Annotated in this window: 16 protein-coding genes; 6 read left to right on the top strand and 10 right to left on the bottom strand. The window is 34.6% G+C overall.

Annotation, left to right across the window (positions count from 1 at the left end; genetic code table 11):
* Nucleotides 1-242: 242 nt before the first annotated feature.
* Nucleotides 243-1685 carry a hypothetical protein gene (locus tag NFRAN_RS11305; protein WP_134485083.1) on the top strand — a complete coding sequence of 481 codons (1443 nt, stop codon included), beginning with the start codon at nucleotides 243-245 and terminating at the stop codon, nucleotides 1683-1685.
* A 37-nt stretch (nucleotides 1686-1722) separates the two neighbouring features.
* On the opposite strand, the gene NFRAN_RS11300 is transcribed toward NFRAN_RS11305, so the two are convergent.
* On the bottom strand, nucleotides 1723-4569 hold the full coding sequence (locus tag NFRAN_RS11300) for a DEAD/DEAH box helicase (RefSeq protein ID WP_172602321.1): 2847 nt from the start codon (nucleotides 4567-4569) through the stop codon (nucleotides 1723-1725).
* Between the two features lie 264 nt (nucleotides 4570-4833).
* Between NFRAN_RS11300 and NFRAN_RS11295 the strand changes: the two genes are divergently transcribed.
* Entirely contained in the window at nucleotides 4834-6729 is a 1896-nt protein-coding gene (locus NFRAN_RS11295; protein WP_134485081.1) for an MBL fold metallo-hydrolase, read from the top strand.
* Between the two features lie 37 nt (nucleotides 6730-6766).
* Here NFRAN_RS11295 and sepF read toward each other — a convergent pair whose 3' ends face one another.
* The 6 genes from sepF to NFRAN_RS11265 form a co-directional block, all read right to left on the bottom strand.
* Nucleotides 6767-7042 carry a cell division protein SepF gene (sepF, locus tag NFRAN_RS11290; protein WP_134485080.1) on the bottom strand — a complete coding sequence of 92 codons (276 nt, stop codon included), beginning with the start codon at nucleotides 7040-7042 and terminating at the stop codon, nucleotides 6767-6769.
* A gap of 83 nt (nucleotides 7043-7125) precedes the next feature.
* Nucleotides 7126-8238 carry a tRNA (5-methylaminomethyl-2-thiouridylate)-methyltransferase gene (locus NFRAN_RS11285; protein ID WP_232038008.1) on the bottom strand — a complete coding sequence of 371 codons (1113 nt, stop codon included), beginning with the start codon at nucleotides 8236-8238 and terminating at the stop codon, nucleotides 7126-7128.
* Between the two features lie 69 nt (nucleotides 8239-8307).
* Entirely contained in the window at nucleotides 8308-8661 is a 354-nt protein-coding gene (locus tag NFRAN_RS11280; RefSeq protein ID WP_134485079.1) for an Rpp14/Pop5 family protein, read from the bottom strand.
* Nucleotides 8648-9259, bottom strand: a complete 612-nt coding sequence (locus NFRAN_RS11275) for a hypothetical protein (RefSeq protein ID WP_134485078.1) — start codon at nucleotides 9257-9259, stop codon at nucleotides 8648-8650. Before NFRAN_RS11275 ends, NFRAN_RS11280 begins: the two co-directional genes overlap by 14 nt.
* Nucleotides 9260-9264: 5 nt before the next feature.
* A complete protein-coding gene (locus NFRAN_RS11270) occupies nucleotides 9265-9654 on the bottom strand; it encodes an RNA-binding domain-containing protein (RefSeq protein WP_172602320.1) in 390 nt (129 codons plus the stop codon).
* A gap of 32 nt (nucleotides 9655-9686) precedes the next feature.
* Nucleotides 9687-10412: a 30S ribosomal protein S3ae gene (locus tag NFRAN_RS11265; protein WP_134485076.1), complete on the bottom strand. Its 726-nt coding sequence runs from the start codon at nucleotides 10410-10412 to the stop codon at nucleotides 9687-9689.
* A 338-nt stretch (nucleotides 10413-10750) separates the two neighbouring features.
* Between NFRAN_RS11265 and NFRAN_RS11260 the strand changes: the two genes are divergently transcribed.
* Complete coding sequence (locus NFRAN_RS11260; protein ID WP_134485075.1) at nucleotides 10751-12523, top strand: hypothetical protein; 1773 nt, start codon at nucleotides 10751-10753, stop codon at nucleotides 12521-12523.
* 32 nt (nucleotides 12524-12555) lie between these two features.
* Here the strand turns inward: NFRAN_RS11260 and egtB are convergent, their stop codons facing one another.
* On the bottom strand, nucleotides 12556-13899 hold the full coding sequence (gene egtB / locus NFRAN_RS11255) for an ergothioneine biosynthesis protein EgtB (protein ID WP_134485074.1): 1344 nt from the start codon (nucleotides 13897-13899) through the stop codon (nucleotides 12556-12558).
* Nucleotides 13900-14006: 107 nt separating this feature from the next.
* On the opposite strand from egtB, the gene NFRAN_RS14180 reads away from it, so the two are divergent.
* A complete protein-coding gene (locus tag NFRAN_RS14180; protein ID WP_197731186.1) occupies nucleotides 14007-14345 on the top strand; it encodes a TRAM domain-containing protein in 339 nt (112 codons plus the stop codon).
* Nucleotides 14346-14399: 54 nt separating this feature from the next.
* Nucleotides 14400-15473 (top strand): sn-glycerol-1-phosphate dehydrogenase, encoded by a 1074-nt coding sequence (locus NFRAN_RS11245; protein ID WP_134485073.1) that lies wholly within the window; start codon nucleotides 14400-14402, stop codon nucleotides 15471-15473.
* A gap of 33 nt (nucleotides 15474-15506) precedes the next feature.
* Here the strand turns inward: NFRAN_RS11245 and NFRAN_RS11240 are convergent, their stop codons facing one another.
* Together NFRAN_RS11240 and NFRAN_RS11235 are read right to left on the bottom strand one after the other, a co-directional pair.
* Nucleotides 15507-16361: a peptidylprolyl isomerase gene (locus NFRAN_RS11240; protein WP_134485072.1), complete on the bottom strand. Its 855-nt coding sequence runs from the start codon at nucleotides 16359-16361 to the stop codon at nucleotides 15507-15509.
* Nucleotides 16362-16410: 49 nt separating this feature from the next.
* The gene (locus NFRAN_RS11235) at nucleotides 16411-17547 is read right to left on the bottom strand and encodes a pyridoxal-phosphate-dependent aminotransferase family protein (protein ID WP_134485071.1); all 1137 of its coding nucleotides are present in this window, start codon (nucleotides 17545-17547) and stop codon (nucleotides 16411-16413) included.
* A 78-nt stretch (nucleotides 17548-17625) separates the two neighbouring features.
* Here NFRAN_RS11235 and NFRAN_RS11230 point away from each other — a divergent pair, with 78 nt between their 5' ends.
* Entirely contained in the window at nucleotides 17626-18771 is a 1146-nt protein-coding gene (locus NFRAN_RS11230) for a M24 family metallopeptidase (RefSeq protein WP_134485070.1), read from the top strand.
* Nucleotides 18772-18973: the final 202 nt, after the last annotated feature.

The raw sequence follows: 18973 nt of genomic DNA, 5'->3' as shown, positions 1-18973 counted from the left end.
ATTGATTAGGCCTCTATATAGTAAATTACTCTACTTAATTGGCTGTAATCTTACATGTCCAATATCTAAGGAATATATCATAAGCAGATACAAAAATAAGATTTTAGTTTCCGTTTTTGAATAAATAGTGATCCATGATTACCAATAATATTGTCGCGATATACCCATTCCTTTTTAAAATTTTGAGAATTAAACAAAATTTTTTTAAATTAAAATATGTATAGTGAAGTAGATTATTGTAATTGACATTAGACTATAACAAGATGATTGAAATAATTTTGGAGGAGAGGCAGGAACTGGATTTCGATAAACTGAAAGAGATGGTTGAAGAAAAAAAAGCTAATGTTGGTGCAGGTTATTTAACTGACCAAGGAGCTTTATTCTTGGTTGCTGCTGATTTGGGCGTATCTCTGGAAAAATCCCCTAAGACAGAGTATGCCTTAAAAGATATTTTTATAGGTGCACGAGATATTTCAATTATCGGGAGAATACTAACCATTAATCCTATTCGAACTTTTTTGAAAAGAGATTCAGACCAACAATCAAGAAATAGGATTATTACTATTTATGACAAGGACTCTAGTGTCAAGATTAAACTTTGGGATGATCTCGTTGAGTTGCCAGAACAACTTAACCTTAGACAAGGAGACTTGATCAAGCTATCAAATTGTCAGGTAAAGTCGGGCATGGACAACAAACCTATCGTAAATTTGGGTAGCAGTGGCTCCATAGATTTGATTGTGGAAGACAACAAGTATCAAATACCAACCTTATCAGAAATCACAGAATTGATTGATGATTTGACATTGCCTAAGGATAACTTAGTAATTGCAGGTAAAATTAGTTCGGATCCAAGAATTTCTGAATTTACTAACAGTAGAGGAGAACGCGCAAAGTCTCTACATTTAGAATTGACGAATGAAGACAATTCGCGCAAGATACGTTCCGTAATTTGGAATATAAATGAAGAAAACGTTCCAAAGACATTGACAGTTAATTCCAGGATAAGATTGGTTGGAGTTAAGACAAAAGCTGGAAATCCTAATTTTGGTAATGGTGATTTAGAAATTCATGGTGATGAAGGCACTGTAATTGAACTCTCTGATGATGCGGCCCCACCTGAGAACTATATCTTGAGAATTATTTCTAGTAGACCCAAGCAGGAAGACAACATGTTATTATGTATGGCCATAGATAGAGAAAGTAGACCATACTTTTTAAGAATAAACACCAGACTCTTTGATTTGAACCTACAACCTAACGACATAATTGAATGCTATCCAAACAGAATATTGGGAAATTCAATTGAATTGACTGATCAGGACTCTTTTGTTCAGGTTTTGAGCAAAGATCAAGAATTTCCCACTGGCGAACAGTTTGAAACTAAGATTAAAAATATCAGTGTAACTAACAAACCATTTGTGGTTGAGGCCATTGTCTTGCAAATACCAAATAGGTCGGAGGTTACTACTAAAGTTGGAGAACAGGTAACGGTAGCTGATACATTAGTAGGTGACGACACAGGCGAAATTAGATTAGTGGGATGGCGGGACAACAGTGAGATAGTAAGCCGACTTAAAATTGGAGAGAGAATAAAGATATTAGCTGTAAATGCGGTTAGCGGTAAAGAAGGAAATATTGAATTGTCATTAAAGCCATATTCAGAAATCATTCAAGTGAGCTAACAGTGATCGAAAGGAAATATTGATGGCAGTCAAAATCTCAATTGTCCCAAAATCCTCTTGTCATCACATATTGTTTCTCTGCCTCATAGATCGCCTTCAAGAGATTCCGATCATCTGTATAATTTCGCAAAATCCGGGCACATGTATCGACACCTATACCATGACCAGATAAAACAAAGATTGCTAATCGACCGAAATTATTGATCAACGAGGCCAGTTTCCAAGCTCTGTCAAATTTATTCATTTCATCCTTGGCAAGACTACCCCCCATAAGCTTGCGTCTGATAATATCTTTTAATTCAGTATCTTTCCAAAACGTGGCTGTGATTAACCTTGATTTACAGTATGGACAGGTCAATTTTTCTGGCACATCATTGGTTTCATAAATACGTTCCCATAATGCACATCTTACACAAATTAACTTGTGCTTAGTTTTTATCAGTCTCTCGTAGATCAATTCAAGAATACCATTTTCCATATTTTGAGGTGATGAAACGATCTTCTTTGATTTAGACAATATTGGTTGAGACAGACCAGAAAACTGAGAATTATCGAACCAATGTAACTTAATAGATCCAGACTTGATTTTCTCAATAATGACTGATGTAGCTGCTATATCGTATTTATCATGAATCAATTCTCTAATAGATTCCTTGCTAATCGACGTTTTACGATATCTCTCATAGATAATACGAGCCATCCTCTTATCATAAACAGAGTTCTTGTCAATGATTCCAAAACGTTTTGCAACCATCCAAACCTTCCAGTTGGCACTATAAGTACCTGTAAAAGAAGCTATCAATACAGATTCGATATCAAAGTTGTCCTCAAATAGAGAAAAGATATGGATTTGCCTTATTCGGGTATTTGCTGAGCTTAATAAAATTCTATAAGGATCTGACCTGTACTCAACCTCGTACCCGGTTTTAGAAGATAAGAATGTTGAAAAGAGCGATCCTAGAGTATTATTTACTTTGGATCCAAAAGTACTATGTATAACTACCAAGTTTTCAGAAGGTACCGACTCTACAACAACGTTATCTGAATCAGGAATTACTTTTAACGGTTTCAAGTAATCATTTATTCGTGTGGCCAATTGTTTGTCAACATATTTGAGCACATTCATTTGAGATAAACGGCATGATTTCATGAATCTTCTAATCTTGCCAACTTGTATGGCAGTCTCATGATCAACAGGAATCATTTCACCCACCCAATAAGGGATGTTAATTGGTGCACCACTAAGGGGTTCGACATAAACTTGAAATTTTGCCTCGTTAACTGTCAGGATTCTCCATTGTGAACCTCTCAATACAAAGACATTTCCTTTTTCACCATAATTGCCCACGAACTGCTGATCTAACGTTCCTATTCTCCTGTTAGCTATTGAATCAATTACTTCAAACTTTGTCACATGAGGTATAGTTGAAATATTCTCATAGTAGTAAAGATACGATTTCCTTGTTCTATATAATAGATTTTTTTCTCGGTCAAATTTAAGGATGTAATTGTTAGATAAAATATTTATACAATCAACAAAATCAAAGAAAGTCAAAGATCTGAATAGGAATGCTGTTGAAAAAACCTCGTAAAGTTTTTTCAAATCTAATTTTTCTTTACCTTGTAGAATGGCTCCCACTATATTGTGTGCCAGTACATCTAGGGCGCATTCATGAGGGATTTGATCCTCAATCGAGCCTCTTTCCACCCTATGAATGATGCTTAAAGACTCGATAAAATCATCATAATTGTTAGTTATGATCAATCCCTTTGCCGAAGCATGATGTGAATGCCTACTACGGCCAATCCTTTGCATCAATTTTGAAACTTGTCTTGGTGATCCGTAATGAATTACAAGGTCAATGGATCCTATATCCAAACCAAGCTCCAATGAAGAGGTACATACAACAATTCCCACAAAACCTTTTCTAAGTAATTTTTCAGTCTCTTCTCTTACATCCTTGGATAATGAACCGTGGTGAATATAAACTTCTAATGAAGTATGACTTTTAAGCAAGGTACTCAAAAATTCTGATTCATCACGAGTATTAGTAAATAGTAAAACTGAAGAATTCGGATGGTTACTACTAACGTAATTTACTATATAACTTGAGACTTCTTTAATCGAACCTTCGATATGTTTCAGTTCCAGATCATATTTACGTAATGTTCTATCAATAATAATGGCACACTTCCTTTTGTTCCCAACAAGGTATTTAGCCGTAGCGTATATATCTCCTACAGTAGCTGAAATTCCGATCCTGCAAAAATTGGAGTTATATAATGCAAGACGCTCCAATGCTAGGGAAAGATAGGCACCACGTTTTGAAGGAATAATTTCATGAATTTCATCTACAATGACCCACTGTACCGATTTCAATAACTCACCCATTTTTTCATTTACTAGTATTATTCCCAATGATTCTGGAGTAGTAATCAATATCTCCGGAGGATGCTGGACAATCTTCTTACGCCTAGAATATGGAGTGTCTCCATGTCTGATTTCAACATTCAAATTTTCTGCAGTGGCATATCTAACTATCCTTCTTAGGACATCATTATTTAGAGAACGCTGAGGCGTAACATATAAACACTTGATACCATTATTTTTTTTTTGATGATTCTTTTCTTCACTTAGAATACTAATTACAGGAATGATAGCAGCTTCGGTTTTTCCTGAGCCTGTGGGTGCAACCAGTAGAGAATTTTTTCTTCTAGCGATAACCCTGTAAGACTGTTCCTGAATCGATGTTAATCGATCAAAAGATTCCTTTGCAAATTTATCTAAAATTAACCGTTCTGTTAGACTATAATCATTCAACTTTATCAAATTGCTGCTTATTCTTGGCTTTAGAGGCTTTCCTTCCAAGTTTTCTCGTTTCATGTATATTTTCGATCCTATTTGCTCTTCCTCTTGCAAACAAAAGATCATAGGCGAAAATAAAAATTAGCGCCAAAATGAATATAATCAACGATGACGAGAAAATCATATTATCAAAAGAATCAGCCATGCTATTAACAATGCAAATTAGGTGTCAAGGTATAAATATGTTAAATCTATAAATATTTGGCATAAATAGGTTTTTATATACACAGGTTCTTAATTAATTGTTTTACCATTTGATTTTGATCAAAAACAGGGATCGTTATGTACTCTAGGTCGTCTGAACAAAATCCCAATATATCCGATGCTCAATCCATTATGGCAACAATACTCAAAAATCTGCCTCGCGAGTGTTCGTTAACCAAAATAGAGTACGAAGGTCCTAGAATAGCTCTGCACACTAATAATCCCAAATTCCTACTTGAGAATAATAAGATCCTTCCGAATATTGTTGCACAAATTAAAAAGAGAATAGTATTGCGAATTGATGAAACGTTAAGGGTTGAGGAAGACAAGTTTAAGAAAATTGTAGAAAAATCTCTAGCGAAAAAGTCTAATATCTCTGACATCCTTTTTGATCCTGCTCTTGGAGAGGCCGTTATTTTCCTAAAAAAGTTCACGGAAATAACGAATATCGAAAGTATATCCGATCAATTAACACTAGATACTGGCTGGAAGGTAACATTCAAGAAAGCTCCTAAAATGATTTCTTCAATAAAGGCTATAAACAAAATAGCTAAGGATACGGCTGACTATAGAGTTCAATTTTTTAAAAAAGTCGGTGAGAAAATTTTTAGGGAAAGAATGAATGCAAATTATGAAGCAAGCTTAATATCATTAGGAGGATTTGCAGAAATCGGTAGATCGGCTATGATATTAAGTACTAATGAAAGTAACATACTTATTGATTGTGGATTGAATAATTATACCGACGATCCATTGCTGAAGTTTCCAAGGTTTGATTCTATTGGAAAGAAACTCTCAGACATTGATGCCGTTTTATTGAGCCATGCTCACTTTGATCATACTGGATTTCTACCCACATTATTTAAATACGGATACCAAGGTCCAGTTTACTGTACTGAACCAACAGCATATCTTATGTATATTTTGTTTAGGGAATACGTTAGAAACAATGGAAAATTTGCAATCTATAATGGTATAGATTATGAAAAGATTTTTTCCCATATAATATATCTGAATTATAATATTGTTACAGATCTTACCCCAGACATTAAAGTGACATCGTATAACGCTGGTCATATACTCGGATCGTCGTCCTTTCACTTCCACATAGGAAATGGTGACCATAATTTTGTATATACAGGCGATATCAAATTTGGAAAGAGCTCGTATTTGGAAAACGCTGTTTGGAATTTTCCTAGAGTAGAAACATTGTTAATAGAGTGTACCAACGGTGGCAGGGAAGACTCTTTCATGACAAGGGAGGAAGCAGAGTCAAAATTAATCAACGAAGTGAATCAGGTTTTAAAAGCTAAAAAAATCGTTCTTATGCCTACTCAATTGATCGGGACATCCCAGGAATTGTTAGTAACATTAGATCAATTCATAAGACAAAAGAAGATCAAAAAGTGCAAAATTTACATGGACGAAATACTAGCGGAAATTAATTCTATTCATGAATTCGATTCAGAGTTCCTTAACAAGGATCTGCATGGAAATATTATTTCAGACGAATATAACCCATTTCGATCAAAGTCGATTTCTCTAATTTCTGATATTGAAGGACAAGAATTGAAAACAGGTATAGTAATATATCCTTCATCGACGCTGAATTGTCACAAAACATTTGAATATCTAAAGAAAATAGCAACTGACCCAGATAATTTAATTATCTTTACCTCTAAACCGAATGAAACAAGCCTCGCCAGACAAATAATTGAAGGAAAGAAAATGCTTTCTATGGGCAGGGAACAAATTGAAGTAAGATGTAGGATTGAAAGCATCTATTCACTGAATTCACATTCTGATTTCAATCAGCTTAATGCCTATATTTCGCGCTTGAGGTCAAAACTTAAAAAAATAATTGTAAATCATGGCGAGAGATCTAAGGTACAAAATCTTTCAAGTTATTCGAGCAAAGTGCAAAATGTTCCTACTCAATATATGCTAAATCAAGAAGCTCTAAAATTATTGTAATAAGAATGCATGGTGTCACGATACTAAATGATTGACTTTATTCCCCATGCCAAATTTTTACATCAGGAGGTGTGAGTATTATCCTCTCTTCTCCCAATCTGGCCATATCTCCACCTAATGAAGTAATCGAATTATATAGACTTTCAACTACATTCTTAAGATCGCCCACATCCTTTTGAGCTAATGGAGTAATTCTTATTATAATTATCATATTTCTTTCAATATCTTTTTTAATTTCTTCAATATCCCTTGTATCACGCAGAGTAAATGTTTTTAAATATATAGGCCTATTTGTAGGATTTTTTGTGGGCATTTTATCAGATGTGGTTAACAATTATTAAATAAATGATTAATATAAACATTGTAGAATTATTTTAGTAAATTTCATATTCAAATCTAAATCCTGAAAGCTTCGACCTCATCCCTCTCACATCGTTGCAATATCAGCGACTTTTTCCAATTCCTGGCCTTATTTGTAACCTTAACTTCATAAGATTTACCTTCTTGAGTATCAGAGTAACGCAATGTTATTCTAGCGGATAATCGAAGTAACTTTTTATGTTTACGCAAATCGGATTTTGTATGAAATCTTAAGATAGATACCGGTCCTGGAATCAAGGCCGGTTGGATAACGAAATCCTTGTCCTCGCAGTAGGAAAGTAGCTTTTCATTCTCGCCATGATTTCTACCTACGATAAGCTTTGAATTTGAATCGAGTCTAAAGTGTCTACCAATTTTTAAAAGTTCCATATCATTAATGCTAGGTTGGGATGTCATGTGCTTGAACAAGTCTTTTACTCGCTTTGAGAATTGCGGATCAGTTAAGAGACATCCTCCAGCAGCATTAGGAGGATTCGTGATTCCATAAGTTGCGGCTAGGTCCAATTGACCTTTCCTTGAACGTCCCCTAATTGAACCTAAAAGAGATCTATCAACTAACCCGGTGATTTCGGGGGTTGTAGGTGACAGCAATTTTGCAGATAACGGTCTCAAGATTTTGCCTTCCATGTCAGTCTCTCTTTCAATAATAGAAAGTGCATTTGAATTCTGGCTCATGGGCCTTTGATGTAGTACTTCACCAGTTATTACAAACGATGCTCCAATCTTATCCATATGTTTTTTTGCCTCCTCATACATCATCATTCGACAATCAATACAAGGATTCGCACCAGAACCGTATCCATACTTTGGATTTTTTAACATGGTAAGGTATTCCTTACCTAAGTATACTGTTTTTATTTTAACATCAAGCTCAGTGGCGACTTCCAAGACTTTGTGTCCACATCCCTTACCACAATCAAAATCACAAAATGGAGTTTTAATTGCCACTGCCTCTACTTCAACCCCTTGCTCTTTGATCATTCTAACAGCCAACTGACTGTCCAAACCTCCAGATAATAATGCCACGGCCTTTGTCTTTTTATTATCTAGTTTTTGATTCCTTGAAATATCTTGAGTTTTTTCAGCATTCATTTTTGCAGAGGTCTTATTTGATTCACCTTCATTCATGGTACAGGATCATTGCAAATACATATGCGACATCTTTATACTTAGCTATTGATTGTCACACTAAGTAAATCATAATTTTGTTGATGACAATGATGATTCGCAAAAATTACTGCGGAAGATATGGCTTTTTTTCTTAACTTGTCTGATGGTTCCAGATATAGAAACTACGATCGATTTGTGATTAAGAAGGTACAAAGAAACCAGTGCACTAGCTACAGAATCAAGTTTACATTTTAGTATCAAGAGGTCATTAATTGGTTCTCTATTCTTAATTATGCGACATAGGGAATTAGAAAACTCTATCGAACCAAATAATTCAACATATTTTGATGAAAACTCTTTAAAAAAATATTCTGAGCCAAAGGAGGAGTAGTCCGGAAAATATACTGATATATACCGGAATTTTTGCTTATTTAGTGTCATATATTACACCCCTGAGTTTGCTTTCTAACCATTCATTTAAACTTGACCAATATTCATTCGGTAAAATGTCCAATTTATTTAAGAAAGAATCAAAAATTTTCATTGATAAAAGTTCATAAGGGTTACGTGCTCCGCTTGAGAGAATAAGCTGATGTCCATACTTTTTGCATAAATGATGAACATATTTTACCTCAGAAAACCATTTACCTACCTCACGTGTATGACAATACTTTAATCTAGAGATCAGAAATTCGAACCCGATACATTTTCCTGCCAATTTTTGTAACATGGGTTTGCAATTCATAGGATTACTTACCACAAGAATATCATATCCTGTTCCTTTATGATCCAGACTATTATCCAAATTCTCATATACCAAATACATGTAGCCTTTACGATCGTTAATCGCATGTCTCTCGATATTATGGATCTTTAGTATTATAGATTCACGATCTGAAACATTCATAGCATCAAAAAGCCGTTTGTTACCATGTAATCCTATTTTGTTAATTCGAAGAAACTTTTTCACAAAAGAAACTGTTTCGTAATCACATTCAAAATTAATAGATAAATCAACGGCACCAGAATACTTGGTCATATTAGTTACTTTTCAAATTTTCCTTTTCGTCTGAACACTAATCTAATTGCATCATTATCAGACAGATCTAATTTCCCATCGCAAAGTTTCTGTTTGTCGAGTCTGATATAAATAGATCCTCTTAGATCAACGTTGTTTTTCAGATATAAATCCAATTCTTCCTTACCATAGATAGTAGCAAGGTCTTTCATAATATCGCTAAAATATTCCTCTATATTTTTTTGGAATGTTATATTAATTCGTGTAATAGGATTTTTCCAATGACCCTCAGTTTTTATGATTTTAACCTGTTTTGATTGTGATGATTTATTAAAGTAATTGAGTATGAGATTTATGATTTTGTTTTCATCCTCAGTAGCATGTGCAAGTACCGAAACATCAAGAGAGGAAAACAATGTTTTAGATTGTATTCTTTTATCTTTTGCTCTTAAGTATTTGAATTTACTTTTTCGTCTGAGATGGATTCTATCTCGTCTGAATCGTTAGAATTTACTTTTTCGTCTGAGATGGATTCTATCTCGTCTGAATCGTTAGAATTTACTTTGGTTTCTTCAGTCTGAAGTGGTGATGAAATAAGCTTAGTTTTACGTACGCCAACATGCCTAATAACAGCTATTTTCTTTGCTTCCTCCATCATTTCGGAAGCCATTTTTCCCATAGTTACTTCCTTTATAAAGTCATTTAATGTCAATGCAGGAATTTTTTCTCTTAACACTCTGTCCATAGATAACCTAATTTCATGTTTCTTTGCCGAATTAATTCTTCTTTGACTAAAGGCAGTAACTGATACACGGAACAGATAGCCATCAGCTGTTGTATATTCATCTACAAAATTTATCATCGAGCTACCCCGTCTAATAAGACTCCTAAGGAATTCTTTTGCGTATTCATGACCCTTGAATATTGTCGATGCTATGCCTGCATTAATTCGATCAATTTGTACAAAGATCTTTGTTTGATGTTGAGTAGGATCCTGTTTAAGTATGTCATATAAGGTGTTTTCTATCACTCTTCCTTTTGCATTAGTTACATCCGAAACTGGAATATAATTAAGGGGTACCTGATCAAAAGCTGCTGGTGCATTTACCACAATCCACTGTTTATCTCTCCATTTATCACGAACTCTGCCCCCACGTCTGGAACCTTTTGCCATATCCAGCCAATCCTTGAATCCAAAATATAAGTTATGCTAACTTGTACAACATCGACAATCATCTAGAAGAAATATTTGTCTTTGGGTGCTGATGAGCTACTCCACTATCAATTTCTACAAAATTTTGGCTTGGATAATGATGCATTAAAACAATCAAGACTATCAAATTATTCGTTCATAAATAAGTAACTACGTGTATTCTCTTTGAGATCAAAATATGATTGAATCTGGGAACGTCGAAATCCATTATACCAAAATAGTTTATCTGGAGCAAAGATCTTGATACTTGCGTCACAAAAAACGTAAATAGCAAAAAGTTGGAATACTGATTACACTAATTGATTGTAAAAAACTTTTTAATTTGTTCCCTATTCGGTTGCTTCCTCTTTTTTCCCTCACTGTCTTTAACTACTCATAATCCAGATATTGTCCAATTTGTAGAAGCCTCCTCTGCATCAAAGACATCCTTGGATCAAATTTCAGTGTTTGAAAAATGGAATTGCGGTAATAACACCAAGTTGAACTTTAATGCTTACATAAAGGAAATAGGAATTCCAGAAAATTGCAGCATGCCGATTTCCATAGCCTTTGATGAAAAAGACGACAAAGTATGGTTCATTGGGACGAGGAATGGCACTCTGTTCGAGTATAACCTATCGAATCAAACATTCAATTCTTATGTCATTCCAGTATGGTTTTCAAGGGGCCTTCCGTTAGGTAATTCTTGGAGTTGGGACATGAAGATAGACAACTCTGGAAATAGTGTTTGGTTTACTGATGAAAAGTTGAACTCGCTTTGGAGATTTGATAAGATTCAGAAAGAATTTGAACAATTTATCGTACCATTTTCTTCAACCTCGTACTCTACTTCATACCCGGTGTCACTAGACTTTGTAGATGATAATAATTTGTATTTGGTAGGAATAAGATCATTGTCATTGTGGCATGGCAATGTAGATAGGATGATTAATGGTACTTCTGAAGGATTTGAAGAAATACAAATTCCATTGAATGACATGTTTCAAGGCATACCAAGATATGAAATAGGTTTGGGTGCTTTGGCAATTGACAAAGCCAAAAATAATATATGGATAACAGCCTTGGCTTTCGAAAAAAAAGGTGTTCTAATCAAGTATGATATTACAAATAAGAAATTTAGTATCTACGAACTACCTGATTCTTTTAGATCACCAACGGGTATTACTTTGGATTCCAATGATACCCTATGGGTTACTGATCATGCCACTAGTTCTTTTTATAAGATTCCTTCCCCGAGAGACAATGGGATTTTAACAACTTCGGATATGGAGCAAATAGTAACATCTCCTCTATCACCCAGAATTTATGGTATTGAGATTGACGATTTATCAAATAATACGATAAACATCTATGAAAACTCGTTGCCTTATTGGATTAAGGCTGATAGAGACGGTACGATATATACTAATGAACATGTTGGAAATAAAATAGCAAGATATTTTCCTCAAAACGACACATTGATTGAATATTGGATACCTAGTCAAAATATTATTTACTCGGCATGTAATCCAAATATCACAATTAGAGAATGTGGTTATTCAAATGCTCTTCAATTTGACATAGAACCAGCAATATCTCAAAATGCAAATAATCAAAGTTCTAGTGTTTGGTTCACAGAACAATCTGAAAATAAAATAGGATACGTCGATCTGAAAAAACCATTACCTATTTCGCTATCAGTAAGCCCATCCAACCTAGATATGAGTAATAAAAATAATAATGAAACTCTAAAACTAGATATAAACATAAGTTCAAAATATGTTACGAACAACAATTCCTCTTCTAGCCAGTCATTATCATATAATGACGATATCCTGACTCTGAGACCCGTCATTTCAAGTACATTGACTCCTAATGGTGGATTGAATGGGTTAAATGCTACATTTGACCCAGAGATTCTATATATTCAGCTAAACAGAAATTATACTGACAGGGATTTCAATTCTAATAGTTTTAGTATTATATTGAAACCAGTTAGTTACATTATACCAGGAGACCATAATCTGATGGTCGGAGTTGAAAGCCAAGATTTTACCATAATGAAGAAATTAAAATTGAAGGTGGAAGATTAAGTATTTAGGTTGCAAACAAATTCAGAAAAGAACTAGGCATCCATAGCACATCGAAAGCCAGAAAAAAGGATCCTTTCGTGAGGTTTAAAATAGTTCCTATAACTATTTCGGATTTGTTTAGTAGGGGTAGCAAAACAACCACCCCTAAGCACTTTTTGATTTATAGCCCATTTGTCTGTATATTCCTCAAATCTTGATACGAACCCCGGATATAACGAATATTCTGATGAAGTCCATTCCCAAACATCACCTAGCATTTGGTAACAGCCAAGATGACTCCTACCTTTAGGAAAACATCCTACTTCTGTAGGGTGCCAGATATACGTTTCTAGCAAATTAGCATGTTCAGTTGTTACCGCGTTATTTCCCCAAGGATAAAGGGTTTTAGACTCTGTAGTAGGATCCCAAGAAGCTGCCTTTTCCCATTCAGCTTCAGTGGGTAATCTTTTTTTCGCCCATTTACAAAATGCATCCGCCTCGTAGTAACTCACATTTGTTACTGGTTCATAATCTCTAATTTCATGAACTCCTCTAAAATCTTTCTTGATCCACCTATTTCTATCTTTATCAAAATTCCAATATAATGGAGAAGTCCAGTCTCTCTCTATTACAATATCCCATCCATCTGCAAGCCAATATCTATAGTTTTGATATCCCCCTGATTCAATAAATTCGATGTATTCTTTATTAGTAACTAAAGAATTGTCAATCTTGTAATCATTGAGATAAACTTTGTGCGCAGGTAATTCATTATCGTAACAAAAACCGTTTCCGTTGAAACCCATTACAAAAATACCTCCCGGTATTTCAATCATTTCTTTTTGAATTTTCTTAATTGGTTTGATTGAGAAACTAAATTTGGGAAAATAATTATCATTTTCATTTACAAAACGGCTAAAGTAATGTTGGAAATCATATACCATAAGTTCTTGATGTTGCCTTTCATGGTTAATGGCTGTCTGAATATCTCTAATTAGACCAGAAGGATTTTCTACTGAATTAATAGTATCAAACCTTAAAAAATCCAGAAAAAGTTTCTCAATTTCTTTTCGGTATTTTATTGTTTGTAACACAGTAGGTCTTGGGTATTTGCCTCTCTCGCTTTTCTTCAGTATAGACCCGTATTTCTGATAATACGAGTTTAAATATGACAAGTCATAATCACCTTTTAGAGATATGCTAATGACAGAGTATTTCTCAAGTATCTTATGAAAAAACCAGGTTACATGTGCTATATGCCAGTTTGGAGGACTACCAAAGTCACTGGATTGGATAACTGCATCCTCTACACCCAATGGAGAAAAGAGCTCCATGGTCTTGTTCCTGACTTCAATAAAATCCTTACATAATCCTTCCAGTTGCAAAGAGATCTGCATTTACTTTATAGTAAACAAAAAAGTATTTTAATATACTTTAGCATTAATGGCTCTGTAATATCAAAGTTGAAATAGCCAATAATATTATAGTAGTGTACTGATATAGATTGGAAAATAGTGAATCACAACCATCAGGAATAGAACAAATTTCACAAGCTGACAATGGTCAAAGAAGGTTTTCTAACAGAAGAAATGAAAATGGAGGTAGTAATGGAGGTGGAAGCTACAATAGATTTTTTAAACCATCACCAGTTAATGCAGGGGAAGAACATGAAATTGATATAGAATCAATGAGCAAAAGAGGAGATGCAGGTGTAGGAAGGATTCAAGGATTAGTAATTTTTGTTCCCAATACAAAAGTAGGAGACAAGGTGAAAGTAAAAATCACCCGTGTCGGAAGAGGTTATGCTACGGCAGATTTGGTAGAAGCTAAAACTGAAGAGTAATTTAAAAAAACTTTAATAGTTTTTCTCAAAAATTTTCTTATTATTTACGTTCAAATGAGTTACAATTCGACTCATATCATGCAGTTACCAAGGAAGGTAATTGTAGGAAATAATATTTTAAAGAATTGTGGAATGTTTATCACGGACAGTATTTCAAATGCCAAGAAGATTGCCATTATGACTGGACCAAGGGTTAAAGATAAAGTATCGGGTTTGATAGAAAACAGCCTGTCAGAATGTAACTTAGAATTTGAATGGATAATTGCACAGGAAGCATCTTTTCAATTTGCCGACGAAATTACCACGTTGTTGAAAGGTAAAGGAATCTCCCTCATAATTGGTTTGGGCGGAGGTAGATGTATTGATCTAGGCAAGTTAATTGCAAATAGGCTACAAATTTCATTCATAAGTATACCCACCTCTGCCTCCCATGATGGAATATCCAGCCCGTTTGTTTCCCTTAAGGGTAACGAAAGACCTTATTCTATAATGACTGAAACACCACTAGAAATTATTTGTGACCTAGAAGTAATATCCAATGCGCCTTACCGTCTTCTAGCAAGTGGATGCGGCGACTTGATTGCAAAGACTACTGCAGTAAAAGATTGGGAATTGGCTAGGGATTTTAACAACGAGTATTTTGGCGAATATGCAGCTAAGTTAGCATTCTTGGGATCTAGAATGATTATAGATATTTCAAAAGAAATAACCAAATCAGAAAAAACTGACGAGATAACAAGGACCATTGTAGAAGGATTAATTAGTTCAGGAGTTGCAGCAGGGATCGCAGGTAGCAGCAGACCATGTTCTGGATCCGAACATCTCTTTAGTCATGCATTAGAATACATTACAAAAAATAAATGTGGATTGCATGGTGAAAGAGTTGGAATAGGTACTATTATAATGGCTAAGTTGCATGGATTAGACTGGAGAGAAATAAGACTTGCACTCAAACGAATAGGGTGTCCCATAACCTGTAAGGACATCAGTGTTGATAAGGATCAAATGATTGAAGCCATGTTTCTCGCTAGAAAAATTCGACCTGAGCGGTTTACAATATTAAATAAGATTGAAATGAGTAGGATGCGATATCAGGAGATTTTTTCCGAATTAGGAATTTTAGATTAAGAGAGGATAATTAGAAATTATCTGCCCATATTGTTATTGCTCACTTTTTGATTTTTCAGACGCTACATCCTTAGGATTATTATCCTCATTTTTCTTACTGTTTTCGCCTAATGTATTTTTATTCTCAGATTCAGTGACAGAATTGTTTTTCTCCTCAGGTTCACTAGTTTTTTCAGATAGTTCGGTAGAGGTTCCAATCGTAGAAGATGGATTAGTATATTTTTCAACAAATATTATATTCTTTAATGAGGGAACGAACTTAAAAATATCTGCAGATATACCCCGTTTTATGATTTGAATACCTTCGATTAAAAACGTATTCTCAGGAAGAGAGATTTCCAAATCTGAATCCTTAATCTCAAATTTTACTTCCTGTGTTTCTATGGGTAATCGACGTTTAATAAGGTTTGAAATTTTTTCATCATCATTTTCTAACTTTTTTACAATATTTGCATCATATACCAACGTTCTCCCTGCATATTTATGATTAAAGTCGACTTGTACACGACCTGATCCAATGAAACGTACAATACCAATTCTATCATCTATTTCTATGACATCACCTACATTCACTTCGTTGGCTTTTTCACCTAACTTTCGTAATGGAATCATACGAACTTTTGATGGATCCCTTTCTCCGAATGCTTTTTCAGGAGGAATTTCTATATTTATAGGCGTTCCAATACTTGATTGAAGTAACGCCTCGTCTAATCCCTTCAGGACCCAGCCTTCACCTACACCTAATAAACGTGGCTCATATTTCTTATTAGGATCAAAATCAGGATTGTTTTTTACATCTTCTATACGAGTAGTCTCAAAAATTTCATTAGAATCTTTAATCTTAGCAGTATAATCTAGTAGAATAAGAGAACCTTTTTCTAATGTCATAAAATTCGCTATAAAGGTTCCATATATTAAGTTTGATAAAAGGTGAAAATTAATTTAGTTTCGATATTGCTTTATTTATCGAGCCCGAAGGTACATCAATACCCATCATTCTGAACGCAGATTCGATTGCAGATAAAGTCCTTACAACGTGATATTTGTTGACTTCGCCCATTGATCCAATCCTGAACACTCTGCCTTTGAGGTTTCCAAATCCACCCGCCACCAGAACTTTGAACTCGTTTGACAATAAATCTCTAAATTTCTTGTCATCTACGCCTTCCAGATAATTGACAGCAATTACAACGTTGCTCCTTGCATCAGGTTTAGCATATGGAGTCAAGCCCATAGCTCCCAATCCTTCATAAAAAGCATCAGCACATTTACGATGTCTCTTTATACGATTTTCAAGCCCCTCCTCAAATATTAGATTTAGAGCTTCATCGTAAGCATAACACAACGGTAATGCTGGTGTAAATGGTGTTTCGAAATGCTCAGAATAGTATTTGAAATATCTCTTTAGATTAAAGTACAAAATAGGTGCTGGGTTTTCTTGGATGTATTTTTTTGCTTTAGGACTAACCGAAATTGGAGATACGCCAGGAGGAGCGGCAATAGCCTTTTGAGAGGCGGTTACACAGATATCAATATTCCATTTATCTACAGGCAACTCATCTCCTCCCAATATAGACACAGAATCTGCAATGTAGAATGCATTTTTCCTGCCACATAGATCGCCTAGCTTGTCCATGTACCGAATAGTTGTTCCTGTAGAGGTTTCATTATATACAACATATAGTGCCTTTATATCCTTGTGCTCATCAAACACCTCTTCAAACTCGTCATATGAAGGGTTTTCTCCGTAAGGTGACTCAATTCGAATAGATTGGCCACCCCAACTATCGATCAGGTCAGCTAGTCTTGTACTAAACTCACCATTAACAGGAATTACAACCTTATCTCCTTTTCTTATGAGGTTCACCACAGATGATTCTACAGCGCCAGTACCAGAGGAAGATAACAAGATTACATCGCTTTGAGTTTGAAATAGCTTTTGTGTTTTTTCTATAATAGATCTATATAAAACTCTAAAATCTTCGCTCCTATGATTAATAACGGGAGCTAACATTGCATTCATTACCCTATTTGGCACATTTGTAGGGCCAGGCAACATAACTAAATATTCCATTATAACTTTCAAATTTACAGCATACTTTCCCGTTATTTATAAGTAATTCAACATCTTTACCTTTGTTAGTTATAAAGCATGAAAAAACCTGATATTAGAAAGCAAAGATTGTTGATCTCAATAGAAAAAAAACTTGGCAAAATTAAGCAACACCAAAGATTAATTATGGTTATTGATAAACCCGAGGATATATTTTACTACACTGGTTTTTGGGGTGAAGGCATCTTGATAATTGACCAGGACCTAAATACCAAATTAATTGTGCCAAGATTAGAATATTATAGAGCACAGACTACGTCAAGAGGATGCGAGGTTATACCATCCGAAAGAGGCAAAAGATTGACAGATTCTATCTCAAAGATGATCAAATCCAAAACCATGATCTGCTATGGTGGCAACGATTACATGATAGCCACTACGCTTACAAGACATATCGAAAAACAGAACTTCCATATAGCTGAAGACATTGTTCAGAAAAATAGACAAATTAAGGACAAACAGGAAATTGAAAAGATCAAGATAGCATCAAAGATTATTGATAGATTATTCACAATTGCTCAAAGCGAAATCAAGATCAACAGGTCTGAAGAAGAGATACAATCAACACTTGTGTACGAGGCACTGCGCATGGGTGCAAGATTTCCTAATTATCAGTTCACATCTAATCCCCTTATAGTTGCAAGCGGACCAAACGGCTCGTTTCCTCATGCAGAAACATCCTCTAGAAAAATAAAGAATGGAGAACTGGTTGTCTTAGACATAACCTTAAGTTATGATCATTATGTATCAGATGCTACTAGAACATTTGGAGTGGGCAATGTACCAAAGAAGATACGTGACGTGTATTGCATAGTAAAAGACGCACAAGAAAGCGCAATTAATCGAATTAAGACAACCAATAATTTCGCAGAAATAGATTCTGAATGTAGAAGAATAATTAAAAAAGCTGGATTCGGGGAGTTTTTTATTCATTCTACTGGACATGGTGTAGGATTAGAGGTGCATGAATTACCTTGGATACGACCAAATGTGGATTCAACTATCGAAGAGAATATGACTATCACAATTGAACCTGGTATTTATGTCGAAAAAAAATACGGAATTAGAATTGAGGACAGTCTGTGGATTACATCTAGAAAAAGTTCAAATAAAAAATCAGAAACAATAGATCATTTTGACCCTTTCAATTTCCACAACTTTGATAAAGGTTTAATTGTGATATGATATAGTATCAATTAAAAGTCATATTTTATCACTAATTTTGGGGATGAAGTAATTCGCTGCTCCAGTCTGAGTTTAACGATGATGACCCTGCGACGAACTGACCCAAAGCAACACCTTGTAAGAACAACCATAATAATTTTTACCTTTGATTTATGGCTAATATCAAAGTCATAATCAAAATATGAAAAGAATTATTGTGTTT

The sequence above is a fragment of the Candidatus Nitrosocosmicus franklandus genome (assembly GCF_900696045.1).
GTDB lineage: Archaea > Thermoproteota > Nitrososphaeria > Nitrososphaerales > Nitrososphaeraceae > Nitrosocosmicus > Nitrosocosmicus franklandus_A.
Note: the sequence above shows the minus strand (reverse complement) of the source record. Positions and strands in the feature narration are given on the sequence as shown.